Raw genomic sequence first — 19,500 nt, 5'->3', positions numbered from 1 at the left:
AATACGGATTAAACCCGTGTGTAAAAACCATAGATTTTTAAATTCATTAATGCCAAAATGGCATCAATAGATTAGTTAAGGTGTAATAATGGATACAACAAGTCGACTTTTAATGTTACTTGAAGTAGTTGAGCAAGGCTCTTTTGCTAAAGCTGCAGAAATACGCAACATAGATCGCTCTGTTATATCTAAACAAATTAGCCGTTTAGAGGATGAGTTAGGCGTTAGGTTACTTAACCGAACTACCCGTTCATTTTCGCTCACAGCGGCGGGCGCCGAAATGATCAAAAAAGCAGCTGAGCTTAGAGAGCTGCTCGGCGAAACCGTGCGCATGGCTGAAAACTACCATTTAGAGCCGCGCGGCGTTTTAAAAATCACTTCATCAACACTTATTGGTCGTCGTTATTTACAACCTGTACTTAATGATTTTCAAAAACGCTTTCCGCAAGTAGAAGTTGAACTGCGTTTAGACGATAGATTAGTTGATATTGTCTCTGAAGGATTTGATTTGGCTTTTCGTGTAGGAGAGCCTAAAGACTCGTCACTTATTGCACGTAAAATAGCGCGTAACCGGTTATTAATTTTAGCTGCGCCACAGTTTATTGAAACTTATGGTATGCCAAAAACAATGGAAGAGTTAGCGCAATTACCAGCAGCAAGCTATGCCAGTAATTCTATTCGAGTAGAAGCTATAGATTACTACGATAGTAAAGGTGAACGCTGCGAGCAAAAAATAAAAAGTGTGTTTAGGGCAAATGATGCAGAATCATTGTTAATGAAAACATTGTCGGGCACAACTTACTTTGTCGCCCCTGCATTTATTATTGGTGATGAAATAATACAAGGTAAGTTAGTGCCTTTATTGACCGATGTAAAACTGATGGAATTTAGCGCTATGTATGCCGTATACCCGCATCGAGATTTACCAGTAAGAACCCGATTATTTTTTGATGCTGTACGTGAGCATTTAGGAAAAGATAAACCGATTTGGGAAAACGGGATCCCTAACTTTGAACAAATGTACTAAGTAGCACGACTTACGCAACGACTGCCTGGTAATCATTTTCTTTTTTAAACTTACAATACACTTTATTGCGACCAAATTGCTTTGCTTTGTATAACTGTTTATCAGCTTGATTTACAAAGCTTTCCAATGAATTGGTACTTTTAAATTTTGCGACACCAATACTAGTTGTAACATTGATTGCAAGGCCGTCAATGTCAAATGTGGTATTTTCAAAACGTGCTCTTATTTGTTCAGCGGTATTAAGTGCAGTCTCTTCATTTGCAAAAGAGCTAAATAAAGCAAACTCTTCACCGCCTACTCTAAATACATACCCTCTACCAAGCACAACCCTTAGTAAAGTGGCCACTTCGATAAGTACTTGGTCACCGACACCATGGCCATGCTCATCATTTATCTGCTTAAAAAAGTCTAAATCGAGTAAAAACAAATATAACTGTGACTTATCTTGTAGTTCAACTTCAAAGTAGTGGTTCATTGAAAGGCGATTGCCTGCACCCGTTAGTGGGTCAAGTAACGCTAAATTTTTAAGTCGCCTTGAAAAATGTGAGCGGCTCCCTTCAAAAACATGAGAAATCGCCCAAATACTTAAATAAGCACAGAGTAGATTAAGAGATAAGTTAAAAGTCTCAAAGGGGGCAAGAGTAGACTGACTACCTAAAATAAACACTTGGATCACTAATAAATTTGCAGAGAAAATTACACCATATTGTTTACCTAATAGTAGGTAGTACAAGATAGGTAATGCAAACGACCATACATATACACCGTTACGAGGCGACGCCAAAGATGTACCCAAAATAACGATGAATGTGATAAGTGCGCACATTACAACGGATTGCCAAAACTGTAGTGGACGGCGTTTAAGTGAAATATAAGTAAATATACAATAAATAGAAAAACAGATTTCGATATAGCCTAGCAATGGAAAGTTATTTACAGTTAAATTAAATCCCGCAAATCCAACCGATAAAACACCAAAACAAAGGCACATTCCTCTTAGAACGTCCTTTCTTAATGATTTAGTGCTATTAAGGGCTGCGATATCCATTCTAATCACTTAATAAAAATAAAAAGTAAGTTTAACGTGAAAATACAATTTAACAAGCTTTGTTGCTCTAAAACCATGTAAACACACCCTTTTATTGGTGATTTAGGGACACGTTTGATGTTTTTGTTTACAAATTAGCTCTAAAAATTAACCACCTAACATAGATAAATTAGTGGTGATGCCCGTATTACCTTGATGCAAAAGATGAGTTGGCTTCTTAGTTTTAATATAACGAGATAACAATGCCATTAATTCACTATTCGAACTGTTGTTCATATATTCTCTTAGCGAAATACCCTCTTCAGAAAACAAACACAAGTGCAGATTTCCTTTTGCTGTAACCCTTAGTCGATTACAGGTACTACAAAAATCATTGCTGTAAGGCATTATTAAACCAATTCTGCCTTGATAATCAGGGTGGGCAAACTCTTGAGCAGGACCTGCTGATGCACTACGCGCAACTTGCTGCCAACCCGTTTGTAATAGCTGAGTTTTTAAAACTTGCCCAGAAACATGGTTAGCATCAAAAAAGGCTTTGTTGTCGTTTGTTTGCATCAATTCTATAAAGCGGATGGTAACGGGGCGGTGTTTAACCCAATTTAAAAATGTATCAAACTCTTTTGCGTTGTATTGCTTCATCAGCACGCTGTTTATTTTTACCGAATCAATACCCGTTTCAAGCGCAGTATCAATACCTTTCATTACTGAGGTAAATTTGTCATGCCCAGTAATGGTGTTAAACATGCGCGAATCTAAACTATCAATGCTTACATTAATAGCGTTTAAGCCTGCATCTACCCAGTCATGAATATTCTTATGAAGAGAAAAACCATTGGTGGTCATTGCAATTTTTTTTATGCCCGCAACATCTTTTGCCGCGCGAACAACATCTATAAAGTCTTTTCTAAGGGTTGGCTCTCCGCCAGTGATCCTTACTTTTTCAATACCATGGTGTGCAAACGCTTTAAGCGTATTGCTAATTTCATCAATTGTGAGGAAGCCACGGTCGTGACCGCCCTGATAACCATCTGGTAAACAATAAACACACTTAAAATTACATACATCCGTAATAGACAAACGTAAGTAACTAAACTCTCGCCCTGTTGGGTCGATTAGCATAAATAAACCTTAACTAATATCAACACGTAATAACAACCTAATACCAATTTGCACTAATACTTAATCGTTTAATTAAGCAAACTGGTATAAACAACGCTACCTATTGATACATAAATAATAATTACATAAATATATTTAATAACTAAAGGGGCAGCCTAAAGCATACCCCTTAGTTATTTTTGTTTTACGCTTCTAAGCCTTTTTTAAGTTCGCTTGGCTTCATTGGTAGGTCACGTAAACGCACGCCTACAGCATTAAACACTGCATTACCAATAGCAGGAGCAACTCCTATCACCCCAGGCTCACCTAAACCAACTGGAAACTCATCGCTTTGTAAAAACTCGATGTCCATATCTGGCACATCTTGCATTCTTAGCGGTAAATAAGTATTAAAGTTAGTCGCAGATACTTGCCCATCTTTATACGTATTTGATTCATGCAATGCAAGGCTGCTACCCCATAGTAACGACCCTTCAATTTGTGCCAGTGCGCCATCTGGGTGAACTATTAAGCCCGCATCTACAACAACATAAAGCTTTTTAAGCGTTATTTTACCACTATCACGGTTAACGTGAACATGCGCTGCGGTTGCAAGCCATGCTGGCATGGTACGTTCTTGCCCTGAGCTTACAGAAAAACCAATACCTTCGTCTTTCGCCAATTTTACAGAAGCTACTTTGTCAGACACTGTTTTAAGCACATTACGTAAGCGCAGTGCTCCGCCAACGCTCTCAGGTGCTTTACCTGCTTGCTTGCCTTTACCATCTAACATTTCAATTCTAAATTGAACAGGATCTTTGCCTTGCTTATGGGCAATTTCATCGATAAACGACTCAAGACTCCATGCAATCCAACCTGGCCCTACTGAACGTAACCAACCTGGATTAAAGGTGCTTTGTGCAACTTCGTTATTAATAGCGCGTGCACGATGACTGCTCATGCTGTACCAATGATCAGCGCCTGATGCCGAAAATGCATCAAATTTACCTTTGCCATCAACACCCGGTGATAAAAACCCTGGTGCCATAGCTTTAGTAGGCCAACCAGCAGCAAATGCATGTTCCATTCCTGTGAATGTACCATTTTTATCAAACGACGCCGTCATTTTTGCAGCAGATGCAGAACGAGACTGATCGAATAAACTATCATCTGCCCGTGTAAATACCAGTTTTACTGGTTTACCTACTGCTTTTGCAGTTAGAGCCGCAGGCACAGTCCAATCACCAAATAATCGACGACCAAAACCACCACCTAAATAATAAGGACGAATAATTACTTTGTTTTGTTCTATATCGAGTGCTTTAGCAAGCGCTGGTAACGTAAGTGACTGCCACTGGTTACCGGTATGAATAATCCAATTTCCGTCTTTAAACTCTGCAACCGCATTTAATGGCTCTAGCTGATAATGACTCGCTGTCGCTGTGGTATACATTGATTCTAACGACTCACTAGCGTCTGCTTGGGTTTTCTTTATATCGCCTTCATCAACAAACAAAGTACCCGAGTCGCGTTGCTCGCATAATCGCTTACCTTCTTTTTGAATATCAGCTTCAGATATATTTGCCGACTCACCCTTTTTGTAACTCACGTTTAAAGCATCTACTGCTTTAATAGCACTTGGGTAACTATCAGCTAATACAACAACCCAGCCTTGCACTGTGTTACTAGGGTCATTTAAAATTTCATAGCCTTTGTAACCTTTAATTGCTTTTGCTGCACTATCGTCAACATTTGTTACTGTACTGCCATAACGAGTTGGTGGAATAACTGGGCGCGCGTACAGCATGCCTTCAACTTCTACATCTATCCCATATACTGCTGTACCATTTGTTTTGGCTGGTATATCAAGCGCTTTAAAGTCTTGTTTAAGCCCTGTTAAATGACGTTTATTAGCCGGTTTTAGTGGAAGGTTTGCAACTTCATCACTGGTAAATGTACGATTAAACTCGCCTTTTTTAACTATGTCTGCGTAACTAACCGATTTTTCGCCTGAAATAATATAGCCCTTTTCTGCACGACATTTATCTGCAGGCACGCCGAGCATTTTAGCTCCAGCTTCTATTAATGCAATTCGACCCGCAGCGCCGGCTTGAGATAATGGCTTAAAGCTTTGAAATACAGACCATGAACCACCCGTTACCATAAAGCCCCATTTTTCATGAGTATCTACATAGGTAATTGATACTTTATCCCAATCACATTCAAGCTCATCAGCCACAATACGCGCAAGAGCAGTACCAATATGTTGACCCATTTCAGCTTTAGCAATACTCACTTCTACGGCGCCGTCGGTGCTCATAGTCCACCAAATAGTGGGTGAAAAAGCCTGTTGCGCAATTGATTCTTTTGCACTGAGCGAACCCGAAAATAACGCAGGGGCAAACGCCATGACTAAGCCTGCGCTAGCAGTGCCAATCATAAACGAGCGACGATTTAAATTAACGGTTTCGCTATTTTTTTGAAATAATTTTTTCATTATTGGCTCCAGTTAAGCGTCTTGTGCATTTGGATCAAATATATTTACTACACTTTGTGACTCATCTGCAGCGCGTTGAATAGCAGTTTTAATACGTTTATAAGCCATACAGCGACAGTAGTTACCATTCATATGGCTTACAATTTCTTCATCTGAAGGACTTGGATTAGCTGCCAGTAATGTAGCAGCTTGCATTATTTGCCCCGACTGACAGTAACCGCACTGTGGTACTTGCTCTTCAACCCATGCTTTTTGAAGTGGGTGTTCGTTATTAAGCCCTTCAATTGTGGTAATGTTTTTTCCTGAAATTGCGCCAATTGGTAAAACACATGAGCGAGTTGCTTGCCCATCTAAATGCACCGTACACGCACCACACATTGCAATACCGCAACCAAACTTCGTACCTTTTAATCCAATTTCATCGCGAATAACCCATAACAATGGTGTATCTTCACTTGCGTGTGATTCAACCACCTTGCCATTAATTGTAAACGTCACCATAGCTTGCCCCTTGATTAAGCTTTATAACCTGCGTTTATATTGTTTAATTTAAACGCAGGTTATAACAGTTAAGATTGTTGTAACTACTAATCCATAACACATATAGTTACCGCACCAGCTACATTAACAGCTAAATACCATAACCACTGCACTAAAGCGTTAGCGCAGCTAAAAACTTATTTTGCCCTACGACTACTTTTTCACTCATTTTTAGCTATAAAATTACTTAGCTGCTTTTGAGTATCTATATCTACACTCGCACTACTTAAACTAATTGTATTAACGACCTCACTGCTGGAACGCAGTAATTGCTGCGCACCTCTATCTGAAGTTAAGCTTGCAAGCTGAGATAAATCAACCGCTGGGAATATAGCGGGTACACCTAAACGCTCGCCATAGTTTGCGCACCAGCGCGATGGATTACGTTTAAAACCAGTAACTAGCTCACTTAAGTGCGCTACTTTTAGCTCAACCTGATCCGCAAGCATAAATAAAATCCCATTATAAGCATGGTGTTTAGATAGCGCTTGCGAAGCGACAGCAATTGAAACACCTAAGCCGTCATCCCATCGTTTGTTTTCAATAATATGTATATTTGAATGCCCGCTGAGTGCTTTTACTACCTCTGCGTGCCACTTTCCTGTAACTACATATACGGGTGAATCATCAAGCGCTTGCAGCACTTCAACCGCTCGCTCAATCATTGTTTGCCCTAAGCCCACATCGGCTATTAGCTTACAACCATCAAAACGAGATGATTGACCTGCTGCCAACACTACTTTTGCAATCAGCACGGGTCTTGCCCCCAATGGCTAAGTGATTGGGCATCTTTATCACACAGCACTGCATGTATTTCGCTGATCAGCGATAGTGCAATACTCTCTGGCGAGTCGCCCCCTAAATTTAAACCGACAGGTCCAAAAACAGGAGACTTAATTTGTGAAACATGCGTATTTGCGTGCTCTAAAACTTGTTTACGTCTGTGCTTAGGACCCAATAGCCCTATATATTTAAACGGAACATCTTTAAATTGAGCCAACGTACTGGCGTCAAGTTCAACGCTGTGAGCCATTAAAATAGCCGCATCAACTTTATGGGTTATGCAATATTCTTTTAACTCACTCGGTGTGATGCGCAAAATAGCATCTGCATTTTTAAAATATTGTCTTTTTGCATTAGCCGCGCGTGTATCCCATACAGTTACACTCCAACCAAGTTGTTTGGCAAATGTATAAACCGGAACTGCATCTGCGCCGCCACCTACTATTAATAGATGGGGCGGTGGATAAATAGAGGTTTGCAAGCACGTAGCGCCTTGTAATTCTACCAATTGCGCTTTGCGGTTCATTGATAAACCATGCAACTCATTATTTTGCGTAAATACACCACTACCGGCTGGCAAAATGGGGCTTACTTGTTGAAGGTATCGCCCTGGTTTATTCTCATTAAGTGCTTTAGATACAAGCTCTAACTGTAAATAGTCATTAGCTTTGTGAATGGGCTGCAGTAAAATATGTACTATGCCCCCACAACCAATGCCAAGTTGAAATGTTAAATCGTCTTCATCGGTAGCATCATAACTAATGGTTTTACTGCTTAAAGTACTCATTACTTGTTTAGCATGGCGCTGTATGTCAGCTTCTAAACAGCCACCCGAAAGCATCCCCAAGCGCTCGCCTAGGCTCGAAATAAGCATCATAGCACCTAGCTTTCTGTAGCTAGAGCCTTCAATTTTGTACAAAGTAGCTAAAACCCATTCTTGGTTGTCCCTGTTGGGATACCAAGTGTTTAAGATACTTTTCAAATCTGTAACCATATATTGCCCTTTAAAAAGCATTTTTGCGTTTAAAAACAAATCAGCCTAAACAGCTAATTTAAAACTTAATAATTCACGCACAATTTAGTTTTTTATTATATCGTTTAAGGTCTCAATTAACTCATCAAATTGATCATTAACGCTTTGGCGTTGTTTATCATTTAAGGTTGAGTTTAATTCGTAGAGTAAATTTATATATAAATCTAAGTTTGCTTCATTGGTTTTCAATAGTGCGTCGCTCATATATAGTTCGCGCTCTTTAATAACTGTACTCAACTGATTTATAAATTCTTTTTTTGTAATTTCAGCATTTGTAAATACCTGTTTGGCCGCATTCAAACGGGTTTGCTTGTACTCTAACCACAACGCTTCTGAGTCTTGATGTTGCTCATTAGTTGATTTAATCAGCGCTTTTTGTTGTTTATTAAGCTTTCCTATCCACTGCTCGTAGTATTCAAATTGCTCTTCCAAACGCTCATCTTTTCGCTCAAGCGGGCTTTGTTCGTTTAACTCTTCACGTTCGTCGTTAATTTTTATTTGAATATTGTTTAAAAGCTCTTCTCTTTGCTCACTTGATAAGGTTGCCCCAAGCTCAGCTAAAGGCATGTGCGCGTATTCAAGTAGGTTTTGCCAATGCTTTTTAGCAAAAACCACCTGCTCTTTTAACTGATCAATGCTTAGTGTGGTGTTAAAAAGTGCCTTAATATTTTGAATGTCTTGTTTGTAGGCAGGCAGCTGCGTACTTCTGTGCCAGGCTTGGGTCGTGTTAATAATCTGTTTGAGCTGCTTATTTTGTGTTTTATTTAAATCAATATAATCATCTACCCAAAATGACGAAAGCCAGCTCAAGTTGTTATAAGTGAATGAGGCTGAACAGCTACACAAAAATACCATGCTGATAGCAAAGCATGCATTTATCACTTTTTTAGCTTTAAGATTATTAAGCATCACTTTCCTTATTTAAAATTTTATACTCATGAAAATCTTATTTGATAATAATTATCATTAAGTATTGACTTGCGCGGTAATCTAACTAATAATCATTATCAGAAACAAAGTGTACCGACCTCAGTGCCTATGGAAGGATATTCAGCAAGGATGCTGACACATTAAAAGAAGAACGTGCCGCTTCGTGTTATTGCTTACTCGACCCAAGTTATAACATCAAATATCACATTTACTTGCTACATTGCTCATATTAGTGACGGTTAATATGACTCAAAAAAGCCCTAACGGGCTTTTTTTATATCTTTAAATTTTCTATAAAATCTGTATCTTACACTTCTTAAACTCATTAGCTTGCCTTGAAAGTCCACCGCGGTGTTATTTACATTTTATACGCACGATCTTATAAGGTACCGCCTTGCGTTTACACTAAAGCTGGCGTAAAACATAACAGTAGACCCCTTTTTTTGCATCTATTTATAGTAGCCGATTTAGTCTTTACATAAATGTATAGGGTATTAAACGTTTATAATGTGCAAATAGTGCAAAAATTTAATAAATTAGCATTTAACTATGGCCTGTTGACCTTTTAGGATTAAATCTGTTCTATCTAGGCGCTATTTAATCGCCGCGCGAAGTTTGTAACTTAGTAAGCTCATTAAAAAACCGAGCAACAAAGAGCAAACCGCCTCAAGGGCGAGCCTAAATAGCAGTGGATGTTTAATCTAAAAAATGTACTGGCCCTAAAATCTATCGAAACTATTAATAATTGGAGGCATTAATATGTCACAGTTTAATTTAAAAGCACTCATTCTTGCTGGCGTTTTACTTGCCAGCCCTTTCGCTCATGCAACATTAGAAGATGGCATAAGAGCAGCTAACGAAGGTGAATTTGCAGTCGCCCTAAAAGAATTCCAATACCTAGCAGATAAAGGTTTTGCGCCAGGAATTTACGAACTAGCCAAATTATACGAAGGTGGATACGGTGTAACACGCGATTACCGCAAAGCAGCTGCGCTTTATCAACAAGGCGTTAAAAAGAACCATGCTGATTCGATGTTTGCTCTAGCTGTTTTATACGATGAAGGTAAAGGCGTAAAACTTGATCATCAAATGGCAGTTACCTTATTTGAAAAAGCAGCTAAGAAGAATTTACCTGCAGCCCAATTTAATTTGGGCGTAATATACGCTAATGGCGTGGGTGTTACACGAGACTATGAAGCGGCACGTAACTGGTACGAAAAAGCAGCTGCAAACAATTACTCTTTAGCGCAATTTAATTTAGCCCTCATGTATTTTGAAGGACTAGGTATGCCAAAAGATCTTGAAAAGTCATATATTTGGAATACTATCGCTGAGTACAACGGTAATATGCAAGCGAGTCATAGCCGTAAACTTGATGAGCGTAAAATGCTGCCTAAAGAAATTGAAGCAGCTAAAGAAAAAGCCGATGCCATTTATGCAAAAATACAAGTGGGTACCTATGCTGGCGAAGGTCGCTTATTTTAAAGTCTTATTTTAGAGTTTAAGACCGTAGCTTTAAACTAATCTAAAAAAGGCTGAATTACATAATGTAATTCAGCCTTTTTAATATATCTTGATTAGCAAGTTAACACCTATTCAACTTTACCAAATCAGCACCCTATTATTTTATGTAAAGCCACTTTAGAAGCTTAATAATAAGTTTGCTTTGTTTTAGTAGCATAACAATGCGAGGATTAAACGAGCCCGCTACTAACGTATTTTTAGCATGGCTAAACGTTAAAAAACCTTCTATACCATGATAATGCCCCATTCCTGAATGGCCTACACCACCAAAAGGAGCATCGTCAGCAGTTACTTGCACTAAGGTATCGTTTATTGCCACAGTGCCACTGATTGTTTGCTTCATAATGTATTCTTGAGCGTGCTTATCTTGGCCTAAAATATAAAGCGCTAATGGGTGGTGATGAGCTTTAATATAGTCAATTGCGCTGTCGAGCTTTTCATAACTCATTATTGGCAGTATTGGACCAAATAACTCATCTTGCATAAGCTGCATTTCGTCAGTTACTTGAGTCACTAAATGCAGCCCCATACGATGCTTTTCTTCGTCTTGCTGATTGTGTTCAAGTGGCTTAATAATGTTTGCACCCAGTTCTTGGGCTTGCTCTAAGTAGGTTGCCAAACGTTTATAATGCGCATCGCTAATGATAGAAGTTAAGTTTTTACCTTCAACACCGTCTTTAAAATGCTTTTTATACAGCTCACATAATTGCTGAATAAGCTGATGTTCAAGCTCTTTGGGTACTAATACGTAGTCAGGTGCAACGCATATTTGCCCTGCGTTGGCCATTTTGCCAAACAGTAAGGCTTGTGCCGCTTTTTTAATATCGGCATTTTGCATAATAATAACTGGCGATTTACCACCGAGTTCAAGCGTTACCGGCGTTAAATTACGACTCGCTGACGCCATTACTAATTTACCTACGTTCGTAGAACCCGTAAATAATAAATGAGCAAATGGCAGTGATGAAAACTGTGCTGCAACATCACTCCCCCCTAGTATTATTTTACAATGAGCTTGCAGATCATCTTTAAATATTTTTTCGATAACGGCGTTTGTATGAGGTGTGAATTCGCTTAATTTAAGCATCACTCTATTACCGGCAGCTATGGCGGTAAGCACAGGTACTAACGCTAACTGAATAGGGTAATTCCACGGTGCAATAATACCAACCACACCTTTGGGCTGATAATTAACACTTACTTTTGAAGGCCATAAGCTTAAACCCACAGAGCGATTACTTGGCTTTGCCCATTTTGGCAATTTTTTAATAATGTGCGCGAGTGTTTGCACTGTAGGTAATATATCGCCTAGTAATGTATCGAAAGCGGTTCTGTAACCAAAGTCTTTTGAAGCAGCATCTACTAGCTCTTGCTCAAGTTCAACAATACGTACACGGAGTTTTTTCAATAAAACGAGACGTTTATCAATTGGCAAGTAAGGCGTTTCGAGAAAGCTTTTTTGCAATTCATCAAACTGGGGAATTAAAGGCATTGCATGTGATGTCTCAGTGCTCAAAATAGGTTACTCAATTTTTAAAGTTATTAACGACTATAACCTTGTTCTGTTTTTCGAGCAATAACACTAATTATCTAAAAAAGAGCTTCTTAAGCAATATAAATAAGCATAAAGAGTAGCTTTGTTTAAAACTGTAAATATAAACAAAGCTACTCTGGCATAGGTTGGTTAGAACTAATTTAGTTCAGCTTTAAAAGCCAAATACTTGGGCTGCAATCGTCATTGTAACCAACGTAATTAATACAATAGCCACAATGTTTAGCACAAAGCCCGCTCTTATCATGTCGCGCATTTGAATTTGCCCTGAGCCAAACACAATAGCATTTGGTGGTGTCGCTACCGGCATCATAAACGCACAACTACACGCTATAGCTGCAGGAATAACCCAAACCAATGGTGAACCTGTTATAGACTCTGCAACGGGCCCTAACAAAGGAAGAAAGCCAGCTGCAGTTGCTGTATTGCTTGTGATCTCAGTTAAAAACGTAATTAATGCCACAACAACAAGTACACTCATAACAAGTGGAATAGTGCTGGCGCCTTCAATTAGGTGAGCAATAAATTCAGCAAGCCCTGATGACTTAATTTGAGATGCAAGTGTAAGCCCGCCACCAAATAATAATAAAACGCCCCACGGCACTTTAGCTGCGCTTTCCCAATCAAGGATACGCTCATCTTTGCCTTTATTCGCTGGCATTACAAACAACAGCAATGCCGCTGCAATTGCAATAGTAGTATCTGAAATATTAAGACCTGTTATATCACCTAATAAAGGTCTAAATATCCAACACAGTGCTGCTAAAACAAACACAAATAACACGCCTTTTTCGGCGCGCTGCATTATACCTAGGCTTTTTAACTGCGTTGAAAACACCGCTTTTGTATCAATTTTTTGATCGTTTTTAATATTAGCATCTACTTTATACGCAAATTTAGTAAGCCAAACCCAGCTAATAATTAGCATGCCTAAAGACAGTGGTACGCCTACAATCATCCATTGCGCAAAGCCAATTTCTATTTGATAACTATCAGACAAGTACGCAGCCATTAAAGCATTAGGCGGAGTACCGATTAAGGTAGCAATACCACCAATACTTGCACCATAAGCGATTGATAACAGTAAAGCCTTACCAAAACCTTCATTACTCGGGTCTGATTGCTTAACTAAATTAGTAATTGAAAGCGCAATAGGCAGCATCATTACAGCTGTTGCGGTATTAGACATCCACATCGACAAAAATGCGGTTACCAGCATCATGGCTAAAATTTGCAAGCTTGGCTTTTTACCCGCATATAACATGGTGCTTAGCGCAATACGTTTATGTAACCCCCAACGCTCCATAGCAATAGAAATTAAAAAACCACCTAAAAATAAAAATATTAGCGGGTGCGCATACGGGGCAGCCACGCTTTTAATTGCTGCTATATCAGCCAGTGGTGATATTACCAGAGGGAGCAAAGCAGTTGCTGGAATTGGTACTACTTCGCTCACCCACCACGATGCCATCCAAAATGCTAAACCTGCGGTTTTAAATGCCGCTACAGACATACCCGTTGGTGGATCGAGTAAACATGTCATTAGCATTACTACAGGGCCTAGTATCAAAAAAAGCCATTGGAAATTTCTTTTCTTATCTGGTTTTTGCGTGAGTATATTATCTGTCATGGCAGGCCTCTAAAATTTGTATTTAAGACCAAGCGCAACACTGCTGTCGTCTTGTTCTTCTAAATTAAGGTCGGTGTATAAAAGGTAAGCAGTTGTTTGCTTGTCAAATACATAGTCAAGGCCCGTAGTCCATTGTGTTGCCTCAGAAGTTTGACGAAGTAAAGAGTCATCTTTAGCAAACTGTAATTTAGGTACCCATTTATCAAGCGTATAGCTTGCACTTAACACATAACCGTTACCTGATTTTATACCATCTGTTGATTCAGAATGCTGATATAGTGCACCAAGCTGTAATTGTTCAAATTTATAGGCTGCTGCTATTCGGCTCGCATTAATATTATTAAGAGAATCAACATGGCTTAATGATAAGTAATATGAGGTGTTTTTTAAGCTACGATCACCATAAATAAAAGTTGCTGCAAATCCAGCTTCGTTATCTTTGTTGTCGTCTTTTGGAGCATAAGTAAACGAAAATTGCGTATTATGCCAATAATTAGAAGTGTATGTTAGCGTATCACCAAGTCTATCTTGTCCTGCAATAACTTGGGCTATGTCACCTTGGGTTTCATTAAAGTTATCAACTTTGCCCTCAGAGTATTTAAAGCGAGTATCATTTCTTCCCACTACAAGCTCGCCAAATTGACCTTTTAAACCAAGATAAGTATTCCTTGCACTAAATGGCTCTTCGGTATCATCTTGCTCAAAGCCTTTTACTTGCACTTCGTATTTAAAAACAACGTTTAAATATTCATTTAATTTGTGTTGCCCTTGAATACCTATACGCGAAAATGGCGCTTCAATCTGCGTGCCTTCTTCTGCGTAACGCATAATACCCGTATCTGTATTAGCAATTTGTACTTCGGCTTTACCATAAACATCATATTCAGTAGCACAAGCCGTGTACGAGTAAAAAGCTAAGCTACTTATTGAGGTGAGTAAAATAGTAGAGTGTGTAAACTTTATCATTATGTGTCCTAATTATTAGAATCTACTTGTTGTCAGACCTAATAAGGCAACTTTACTGCCAATGGTAAAATACTATTACATTTCAGATGGTTAATGGGTATTGCGTATAAAAAATAGAATAAATGTGCGGTTTCCCACACACCATAAAAACGAAGTTGTCACATAAACCACACAATTTAGTCAATAAACATATCACGGTTTAAATTGTATTTACTCATTTTATCGTAAAGGGTTTTACGAGCGATTTGCAGTGTATCCATCGTATTTTTAATACTGCCATGGTTACGCTCTAGGGCTTCTTCTATTAATGACTGCTCATAAAAAGCAACTTTTTCAGATAAGCTTAAATCGGGAGAAAGCTCACCTTTAGCCTGCGTTTTGCTAACACTAAAAGCAAGTTCTACTCCTAATAAAACCGCGCGCTCAGCTTGGTTTCTAAGCTCCCTTACATTACCAGGCCAGTCGTACGCTAAGAGTCGCTGTTGTATTTCGCTATTAAGAGGTGCTGGCGGCTTGTGATAGCGTGTTGCTGCAATAGAGCTAAAGTGCTTAAACAGTAATACTATATCTGCTTTTCGAGCTCTAAGAGGCGGTATATCGACTTTTACCAAACTTAGCCGATAATATAAATCTGCTCTAAATTCACCTTTTTCAACTAATAAAAGCAAATCTACTTTAGTGGCTGCAACAATTCTTATATCTAATTCAATTGCTTTATTATCACCTACTGGAGTTACTTTTCGCTCCTCTAATACGCGTAATAATTTAACCTGCAACGACATTGGGGTACTTTCTATTTCATCTAAAAAAACTGTACCACCTTGTGCGAATTCAAACTTTCCCTTACGAGTGTGAGTTGCTCCGGTATAGGCACCACTTGCAGCACCAAATAACTCGCTTTCTATCAACTGCTCAGGCACCGCGCCGCAATTTATAGCCACAAAGTTACTTGCTGAGCGAATACTTTGATCGTGTAAGTAACGCGCTACAAGCTCTTTACCCGTGCCAGTTTCACCTTCAATCATTACATCAGCTGGGGTATCAATAACCGTATTGAGTAAATGCATCATATCTTGCATTTTAGGAGTATCACCCAGTATTCGTACACCCGGCGCTGAGGTTTTTTGTACAGCAAGTTTTAGTGCACGATTTTGAATCACTAAGCTACGCTTGTCGCATGCTCTTGCTATGCAATCAAGCAATGTTTCGTTTACTGGTTTTTCAAATAAGTCATACGCGCCTAATTGCATAGCTTTAACAGCAATAGTTACATCGGCGTACCCTGTTAAAAATATAACAGGCAGTTCACTATCAAATGCCGTGACTTGCTCAAGCAAAGTTAGCCCATCCATTGTCGGCATATTTATGTCACTCAGTACAACGCCCATAAAACGTCGATTAAGCTTTGTTAGAGCCGTACTTGCATCATTAAAGCACTCAACTGTATAGCCTTCGAGAGTAAGTAATTGCTTTAATGAATCTCTGATCATCGCTTCATCATCAACTACAATGATGTGCTTACACGGTGAGTTTTCAATCATCTGTTTTATCCTGCGTGCTTGATAGACTGATTATAAACTCAGCCCCGCCTTGCAGTCGATTGTGCGCACTTAAAGAGCCATTAAACGAGTCAATGATTTGTTTTGAAATAGATAATCCAAGGCCTAAGCCGTTACTTTCTTTAGTACTATAAAAAGGTTCGAAAATATTACCAAAAGCATGTTGCTCTATTCCAGGCCCTGTATCTAAAATTGAGAGTTTTACTCGGTTATCAAAGCACTCAACATTAAAACTTAATTTACGTATTATTGCGCCATTCATAGCTTGGCTCGCGTTAGTTATTAAGTTAACCAACACTTGCTCAAATTTAAGTGAATCAACCCACACTATTAACCCACTATCTAAATTAGGCTGCTCTACGTGTACGTTATCTTGCTTTAGTTGTGAGCTGGCAATCATCAAGGCGTTATTTAATAAACCAGCTAACGGATAAGGCCTTAATTGAGTTTGTGATGGTTTGCTAAAATGTTTTAGCTGCCCCACTATTTTGTGTACGCGACCTACAAGCCCCTCAATCACCGTTATGCTTTCGCCAAGTGCGGTGTAATTTTGCTTAGCGAGTAAACGTTTGGCGCTTGCTAGGTAAGTATTCATAGCGCTAAGGGGCTGGTTTATTTCGTGATTAATACCTGCGCTTAACTGCCCAATTGTTGCAAGTTTTGCTGATTGAACTAATGCAACTTGCGTTTTCTCAAGCTCTTGTGTGCGCTCAATCACTTTTTGCTCAAGACTATGCCTAGAGTAAACGAGCTTTTTATAACCCGCAAAACGAGCAAGTAAACTATAACCAACAATCATAACTAAAGCATAAATACTAAATGCCCAAAACAAGCGTATTAATTGAGCTGAATTTACTTTTGTAATATCAACAAGTACGTTCATATGTGCACTAAAGTAACGCAATGGTTTTGTCGCACTCACATAAAGGTTTTTATTAATTTTGAAATGCGAAATACCCTGGCTCTTATATTGAAATTGCTTAATATATACAGGTTGATGATCTAAATAAGCACGGCGTAACTTTATATTACGTCGCTTTGTTATATCAAACTCGCTGAAGCTATTTAAACGCCATGTTTGCATATCAGACATCGCAATTACATTATCACTAAGCTCTAAATAAAAATGGCTACCTTTAGATGTATTTAAAAGCTCTCTGTCGTTTTCAAATTTGCTTACATTCACTTTTAATACAACAACACCAACCGCTTTGTTGTCGTGATAAACAGCCTGCGAAAAATAAATACCACGCTCTTTTGAACGCATACCTAGTGCAAAGTAGGCCACTTTTTCACCTGCAAATGCACGTTTAAAGTAAGGTCTAAAGGCAAAGTTACTGCCTAAAAATGTGTAATCGGCTTGCCAGTTACTACTTGCCGTTACTGCGCCTTGGGCATTAAGTACAAATATATCTGATGCACCACTGGCTTGTTGTATATCAGCTAAGTAGTTATTTATAGCGTTGTAATGGGCTTGGTCGCCGTTTGCAAATTCAATCATTAACTGATTATAAGTAAGTAGCTGGGGAATAGCCGAAAAACGAGCGAGTTCAGTATCAATGTAATTATTTAATTGAGTAACCTGACGCTGCGCTTGAGCTGTTGCTTTTTCAATATCGTGAGCGCGGCCTACCCAAAATGTAACAACCAAAATTAATACTAATAATATACATACTGTAATTATTTTTTTAGAAAACGTAAACATGGCCTACCCGAGAAATAGCCTAAAAATTTAAGGTCGCTAGTGTAACGACTTATATGAGGCAGGGATATAAACTTTTTGTTAACAAATGAATTTAATTATACTTGTTAATTAAATTTAGTCCTAAAAACAAAAAACACCGCAAACAGTTGTGCTTGCAGTGTTTAAGGTTTAGAACAAAATTAATACGTTATTAATTTGTAGCTAAAGCTGATCTGTTTTTTAGGTATTTGTATAAACCAATTAATGAAGCAGCTATCCAAAATATTTCTATCACAAAGCTCGCTAAATTAAAGTTATAGCAAAGGCTAATTAACAACAAAATCGCCCCTGTTAAATTCATCATATTATACGTTAGGCTAGATGGAGACGTCTTTCCTAGCTGCAGTAAGAAAAATGAACCAACTACTAAAAAAGTACCTGTCATACCTATGATGTCAAATAAGAGTGCTATCACGAAACTATCCTTTATCCATTTTTAAATAACCCAATAAACTGGCCCGATCCATGGGGAGGGTATTTTTTCATTCATTGAAACAGCAAACCGAGCGATTCTATCAATATGGTAAATTCTAACAAGGCCATATGTCCGTATGAAGAAATTTTACTGTATCTGAATTATTTAAACGTTACTTTGCCACCAATTATTTTATAGGCAGGTGCACCACGAATAATCGCTTCTCGGGCAAAAGGCCGACTGCAGTTAGGACAAATACAGGGTTCTTGTGTAAAGTCTTGACTAATACGCTCTTTAAAACACTTAACTAATGCTCCTTTGCCTCCTTTTCGATATTTAAATAAGGAAGCTTTACAAGCAGAGCAAAAAATATCGACCGTTTTAGTGGGGCCTTTTTTATTAGGTTTTGCCATTAAGTCCTTCAGTACTATATAAAAAATTATTCTTTATGATACCAGTTTATAGCAATTCGTTTAATTAAGTGATCTATTTGAGGGTAGAAAAACGTGTTGATAGCTAGGCGAAAATTCGCTATTTAACTGTTCTAAATGAGAATTTTTTAACACAGGGAGCGACACATTTAGCCTCGCAAAATGATTAGGTATTATTGCTCATTTGTATTAGGTGGGTAAAGGTGACCACTGGGTTTTAGAATTTTTACGCGGTATGGTTATTAAAGTGAGCTCATAATAATTTAATGATGATGAAAAATATAACCTAATCTTTGAAAAAGAAGCGGTTTAATTGAGATGATAATACATTCATATTAAAAGGTTTGATTATAAACCCCGATACTTTAGCCGCAATAACTTGCTTAACTTTATCTGTACTATCCTCACAGGTAACCATCAACACAGGAATATCAGCAAGGGCTCTGTCTTTTCGAATGTTTGTGAGTAAATCAACACCATCCATTTTTGGCATATGAAGATCTGTAATAACCAAATCGAAATGTTGCTCACGTAATAAAGCCAAAGCTTGTAATCCATCTGTAGCTTCAACGATATTGCAATACTCCAACTTTCTTAGCATATTAATTAAAACATGACGCATGAGTGGCATATCATCAACTACTAATATTTTCATTAATACCGCTACCAAATCATGTAAATACGATTATATAAACCTACTCTACTCTCAGGTAAGAATCAAAC

At 38.4% G+C, this 19,500-nt stretch carries 17 protein-coding genes; 2 read left to right on the top strand and 15 right to left on the bottom strand.

The window, feature by feature from the left end:
- Nucleotides 1-88: 88 nt before the first annotated feature.
- Complete coding sequence (locus H5117_RS18160) at nt 89-1,027, top strand: LysR family transcriptional regulator (protein ID WP_076925596.1); 939 nt, start codon at nt 89-91, stop codon at nt 1,025-1,027.
- A gap of 10 nt (nt 1,028-1,037) precedes the next feature.
- Here the strand turns inward: H5117_RS18160 and H5117_RS18155 are convergent, their stop codons facing one another.
- From H5117_RS18155 to H5117_RS18125, 7 genes are all read right to left on the bottom strand, one after another.
- Nucleotides 1,038-2,075 carry a GGDEF domain-containing protein gene (locus tag H5117_RS18155; RefSeq protein ID WP_182738832.1) on the bottom strand — a complete coding sequence of 346 codons (1,038 nt, stop codon included), beginning with the start codon at nt 2,073-2,075 and terminating at the stop codon, nt 1,038-1,040.
- 147 nt (nt 2,076-2,222) lie between these two features.
- Nucleotides 2,223-3,194: a GTP 3',8-cyclase MoaA gene (moaA, locus tag H5117_RS18150; RefSeq protein ID WP_182738831.1), complete on the bottom strand. Its 972-nt coding sequence runs from the start codon at nt 3,192-3,194 to the stop codon at nt 2,223-2,225.
- Nucleotides 3,195-3,378: 184 nt separating this feature from the next.
- Nucleotides 3,379-5,670 (bottom strand): xanthine dehydrogenase family protein molybdopterin-binding subunit, encoded by a 2,292-nt coding sequence (locus tag H5117_RS18145; protein WP_182738830.1) that lies wholly within the window; start codon nt 5,668-5,670, stop codon nt 3,379-3,381.
- 12 nt (nt 5,671-5,682) lie between these two features.
- Complete coding sequence (locus H5117_RS18140; RefSeq protein WP_182738829.1) at nt 5,683-6,171, bottom strand: (2Fe-2S)-binding protein; 489 nt, start codon at nt 6,169-6,171, stop codon at nt 5,683-5,685.
- 200 nt (nt 6,172-6,371) lie between these two features.
- Nucleotides 6,372-6,965, bottom strand: a complete 594-nt coding sequence (locus H5117_RS18135; protein ID WP_182716869.1) for a nucleotidyltransferase family protein — start codon at nt 6,963-6,965, stop codon at nt 6,372-6,374.
- Entirely contained in the window at nt 6,959-7,987 is a 1,029-nt protein-coding gene (locus H5117_RS18130; RefSeq protein WP_182738828.1) for an XdhC family protein, read from the bottom strand. The genes H5117_RS18135 and H5117_RS18130 overlap by 7 nt, the downstream gene beginning before the upstream one ends.
- An 84-nt stretch (nt 7,988-8,071) precedes the next feature.
- Nucleotides 8,072-8,935 carry a DUF6279 family lipoprotein gene (locus H5117_RS18125; RefSeq protein WP_182738827.1) on the bottom strand — a complete coding sequence of 288 codons (864 nt, stop codon included), beginning with the start codon at nt 8,933-8,935 and terminating at the stop codon, nt 8,072-8,074.
- Between the two features lie 780 nt (nt 8,936-9,715).
- Between H5117_RS18125 and H5117_RS18120 the strand changes: the two genes are divergently transcribed.
- Entirely contained in the window at nt 9,716-10,441 is a 726-nt protein-coding gene (locus H5117_RS18120; RefSeq protein ID WP_182738826.1) for a tetratricopeptide repeat protein, read from the top strand.
- Between the two features lie 136 nt (nt 10,442-10,577).
- On the opposite strand, the gene H5117_RS18115 is transcribed toward H5117_RS18120, so the two are convergent.
- The 8 genes from H5117_RS18115 to H5117_RS18080 form a co-directional block, all read right to left on the bottom strand.
- A complete protein-coding gene (locus H5117_RS18115; RefSeq protein WP_182738836.1) occupies nt 10,578-11,972 on the bottom strand; it encodes a coniferyl aldehyde dehydrogenase in 1,395 nt (464 codons plus the stop codon).
- A gap of 214 nt (nt 11,973-12,186) precedes the next feature.
- Nucleotides 12,187-13,662, bottom strand: coding sequence for an SLC13 family permease (locus H5117_RS18110; protein WP_182716873.1), 1,476 nt, complete (start codon nt 13,660-13,662; stop codon nt 12,187-12,189).
- Between the two features lie 9 nt (nt 13,663-13,671).
- Nucleotides 13,672-14,628 (bottom strand): porin, encoded by a 957-nt coding sequence (locus H5117_RS18105; RefSeq protein ID WP_002959079.1) that lies wholly within the window; start codon nt 14,626-14,628, stop codon nt 13,672-13,674.
- A gap of 176 nt (nt 14,629-14,804) precedes the next feature.
- On the bottom strand, nt 14,805-16,169 hold the full coding sequence (locus H5117_RS18100) for a sigma-54 dependent transcriptional regulator (RefSeq protein ID WP_182712321.1): 1,365 nt from the start codon (nt 16,167-16,169) through the stop codon (nt 14,805-14,807).
- Nucleotides 16,162-17,892, bottom strand: coding sequence for an ATP-binding protein (locus H5117_RS18095; protein WP_039488491.1), 1,731 nt, complete (start codon nt 17,890-17,892; stop codon nt 16,162-16,164). Before H5117_RS18095 ends, H5117_RS18100 begins: the two co-directional genes overlap by 8 nt.
- A 190-nt stretch (nt 17,893-18,082) precedes the next feature.
- Nucleotides 18,083-18,346, bottom strand: a complete 264-nt coding sequence (locus H5117_RS18090) for a hypothetical protein (RefSeq protein WP_024595558.1) — start codon at nt 18,344-18,346, stop codon at nt 18,083-18,085.
- 161 nt (nt 18,347-18,507) lie between these two features.
- On the bottom strand, nt 18,508-18,759 hold the full coding sequence (locus H5117_RS18085) for a hypothetical protein (protein WP_024595559.1): 252 nt from the start codon (nt 18,757-18,759) through the stop codon (nt 18,508-18,510).
- A 304-nt stretch (nt 18,760-19,063) separates the two neighbouring features.
- Entirely contained in the window at nt 19,064-19,432 is a 369-nt protein-coding gene (locus H5117_RS18080; protein ID WP_182712324.1) for a response regulator, read from the bottom strand.
- Nucleotides 19,433-19,500 lie beyond the last annotated feature (68 nt).

Origin of the sequence: Pseudoalteromonas sp. SG45-1 (assembly GCF_014164135.1) — a bacterium.
GTDB classification, from domain to species: domain Bacteria; phylum Pseudomonadota; class Gammaproteobacteria; order Enterobacterales; family Alteromonadaceae; genus Pseudoalteromonas; species Pseudoalteromonas distincta.
Note: the sequence above shows the minus strand (reverse complement) of the source record. Positions and strands in the feature narration are given on the sequence as shown.

Bases quoted from the DNA above. Each gene is read 5' to 3' on its own strand.
- H5117_RS18110 (WP_182716873.1), bottom strand. From the start codon at position 13,662: ATGACAGATAATATACTCACGCAAAAACCAGATAAGAAAAGAAATTTC.
- H5117_RS18080 (WP_182712324.1), bottom strand. From the start codon at position 19,432: ATGAAAATATTAGTAGTTGATGATATGCCACTCATGCGTCATGTTTTA.
- H5117_RS18105 (WP_002959079.1), bottom strand. From the start codon at position 14,628: ATGATAAAGTTTACACACTCTACTATTTTACTCACCTCAATAAGTAGC.
- H5117_RS18160 (WP_076925596.1), top strand. From the start codon at position 89: ATGGATACAACAAGTCGACTTTTAATGTTACTTGAAGTAGTTGAGCAA.
- H5117_RS18140 (WP_182738829.1), bottom strand. From the start codon at position 6,171: ATGGTGACGTTTACAATTAATGGCAAGGTGGTTGAATCACACGCAAGT.
- H5117_RS18130 (WP_182738828.1), bottom strand. From the start codon at position 7,987: ATGGTTACAGATTTGAAAAGTATCTTAAACACTTGGTATCCCAACAGG.
- H5117_RS18155 (WP_182738832.1), bottom strand. From the start codon at position 2,075: ATGGATATCGCAGCCCTTAATAGCACTAAATCATTAAGAAAGGACGTT.
- H5117_RS18115 (WP_182738836.1), bottom strand. From the start codon at position 11,972: ATGCCTTTAATTCCCCAGTTTGATGAATTGCAAAAAAGCTTTCTCGAA.
- H5117_RS18125 (WP_182738827.1), bottom strand. From the start codon at position 8,935: ATGCTTAATAATCTTAAAGCTAAAAAAGTGATAAATGCATGCTTTGCT.
- H5117_RS18100 (WP_182712321.1), bottom strand. From the start codon at position 16,169: ATGATTGAAAACTCACCGTGTAAGCACATCATTGTAGTTGATGATGAA.
- H5117_RS18120 (WP_182738826.1), top strand. From the start codon at position 9,716: ATGTCACAGTTTAATTTAAAAGCACTCATTCTTGCTGGCGTTTTACTT.
- H5117_RS18085 (WP_024595559.1), bottom strand. From the start codon at position 18,759: ATGGCAAAACCTAATAAAAAAGGCCCCACTAAAACGGTCGATATTTTT.
- H5117_RS18145 (WP_182738830.1), bottom strand. From the start codon at position 5,670: ATGAAAAAATTATTTCAAAAAAATAGCGAAACCGTTAATTTAAATCGT.
- H5117_RS18095 (WP_039488491.1), bottom strand. From the start codon at position 17,892: ATGTTTACGTTTTCTAAAAAAATAATTACAGTATGTATATTATTAGTA.
- moaA (WP_182738831.1), bottom strand. From the start codon at position 3,194: ATGCTAATCGACCCAACAGGGCGAGAGTTTAGTTACTTACGTTTGTCT.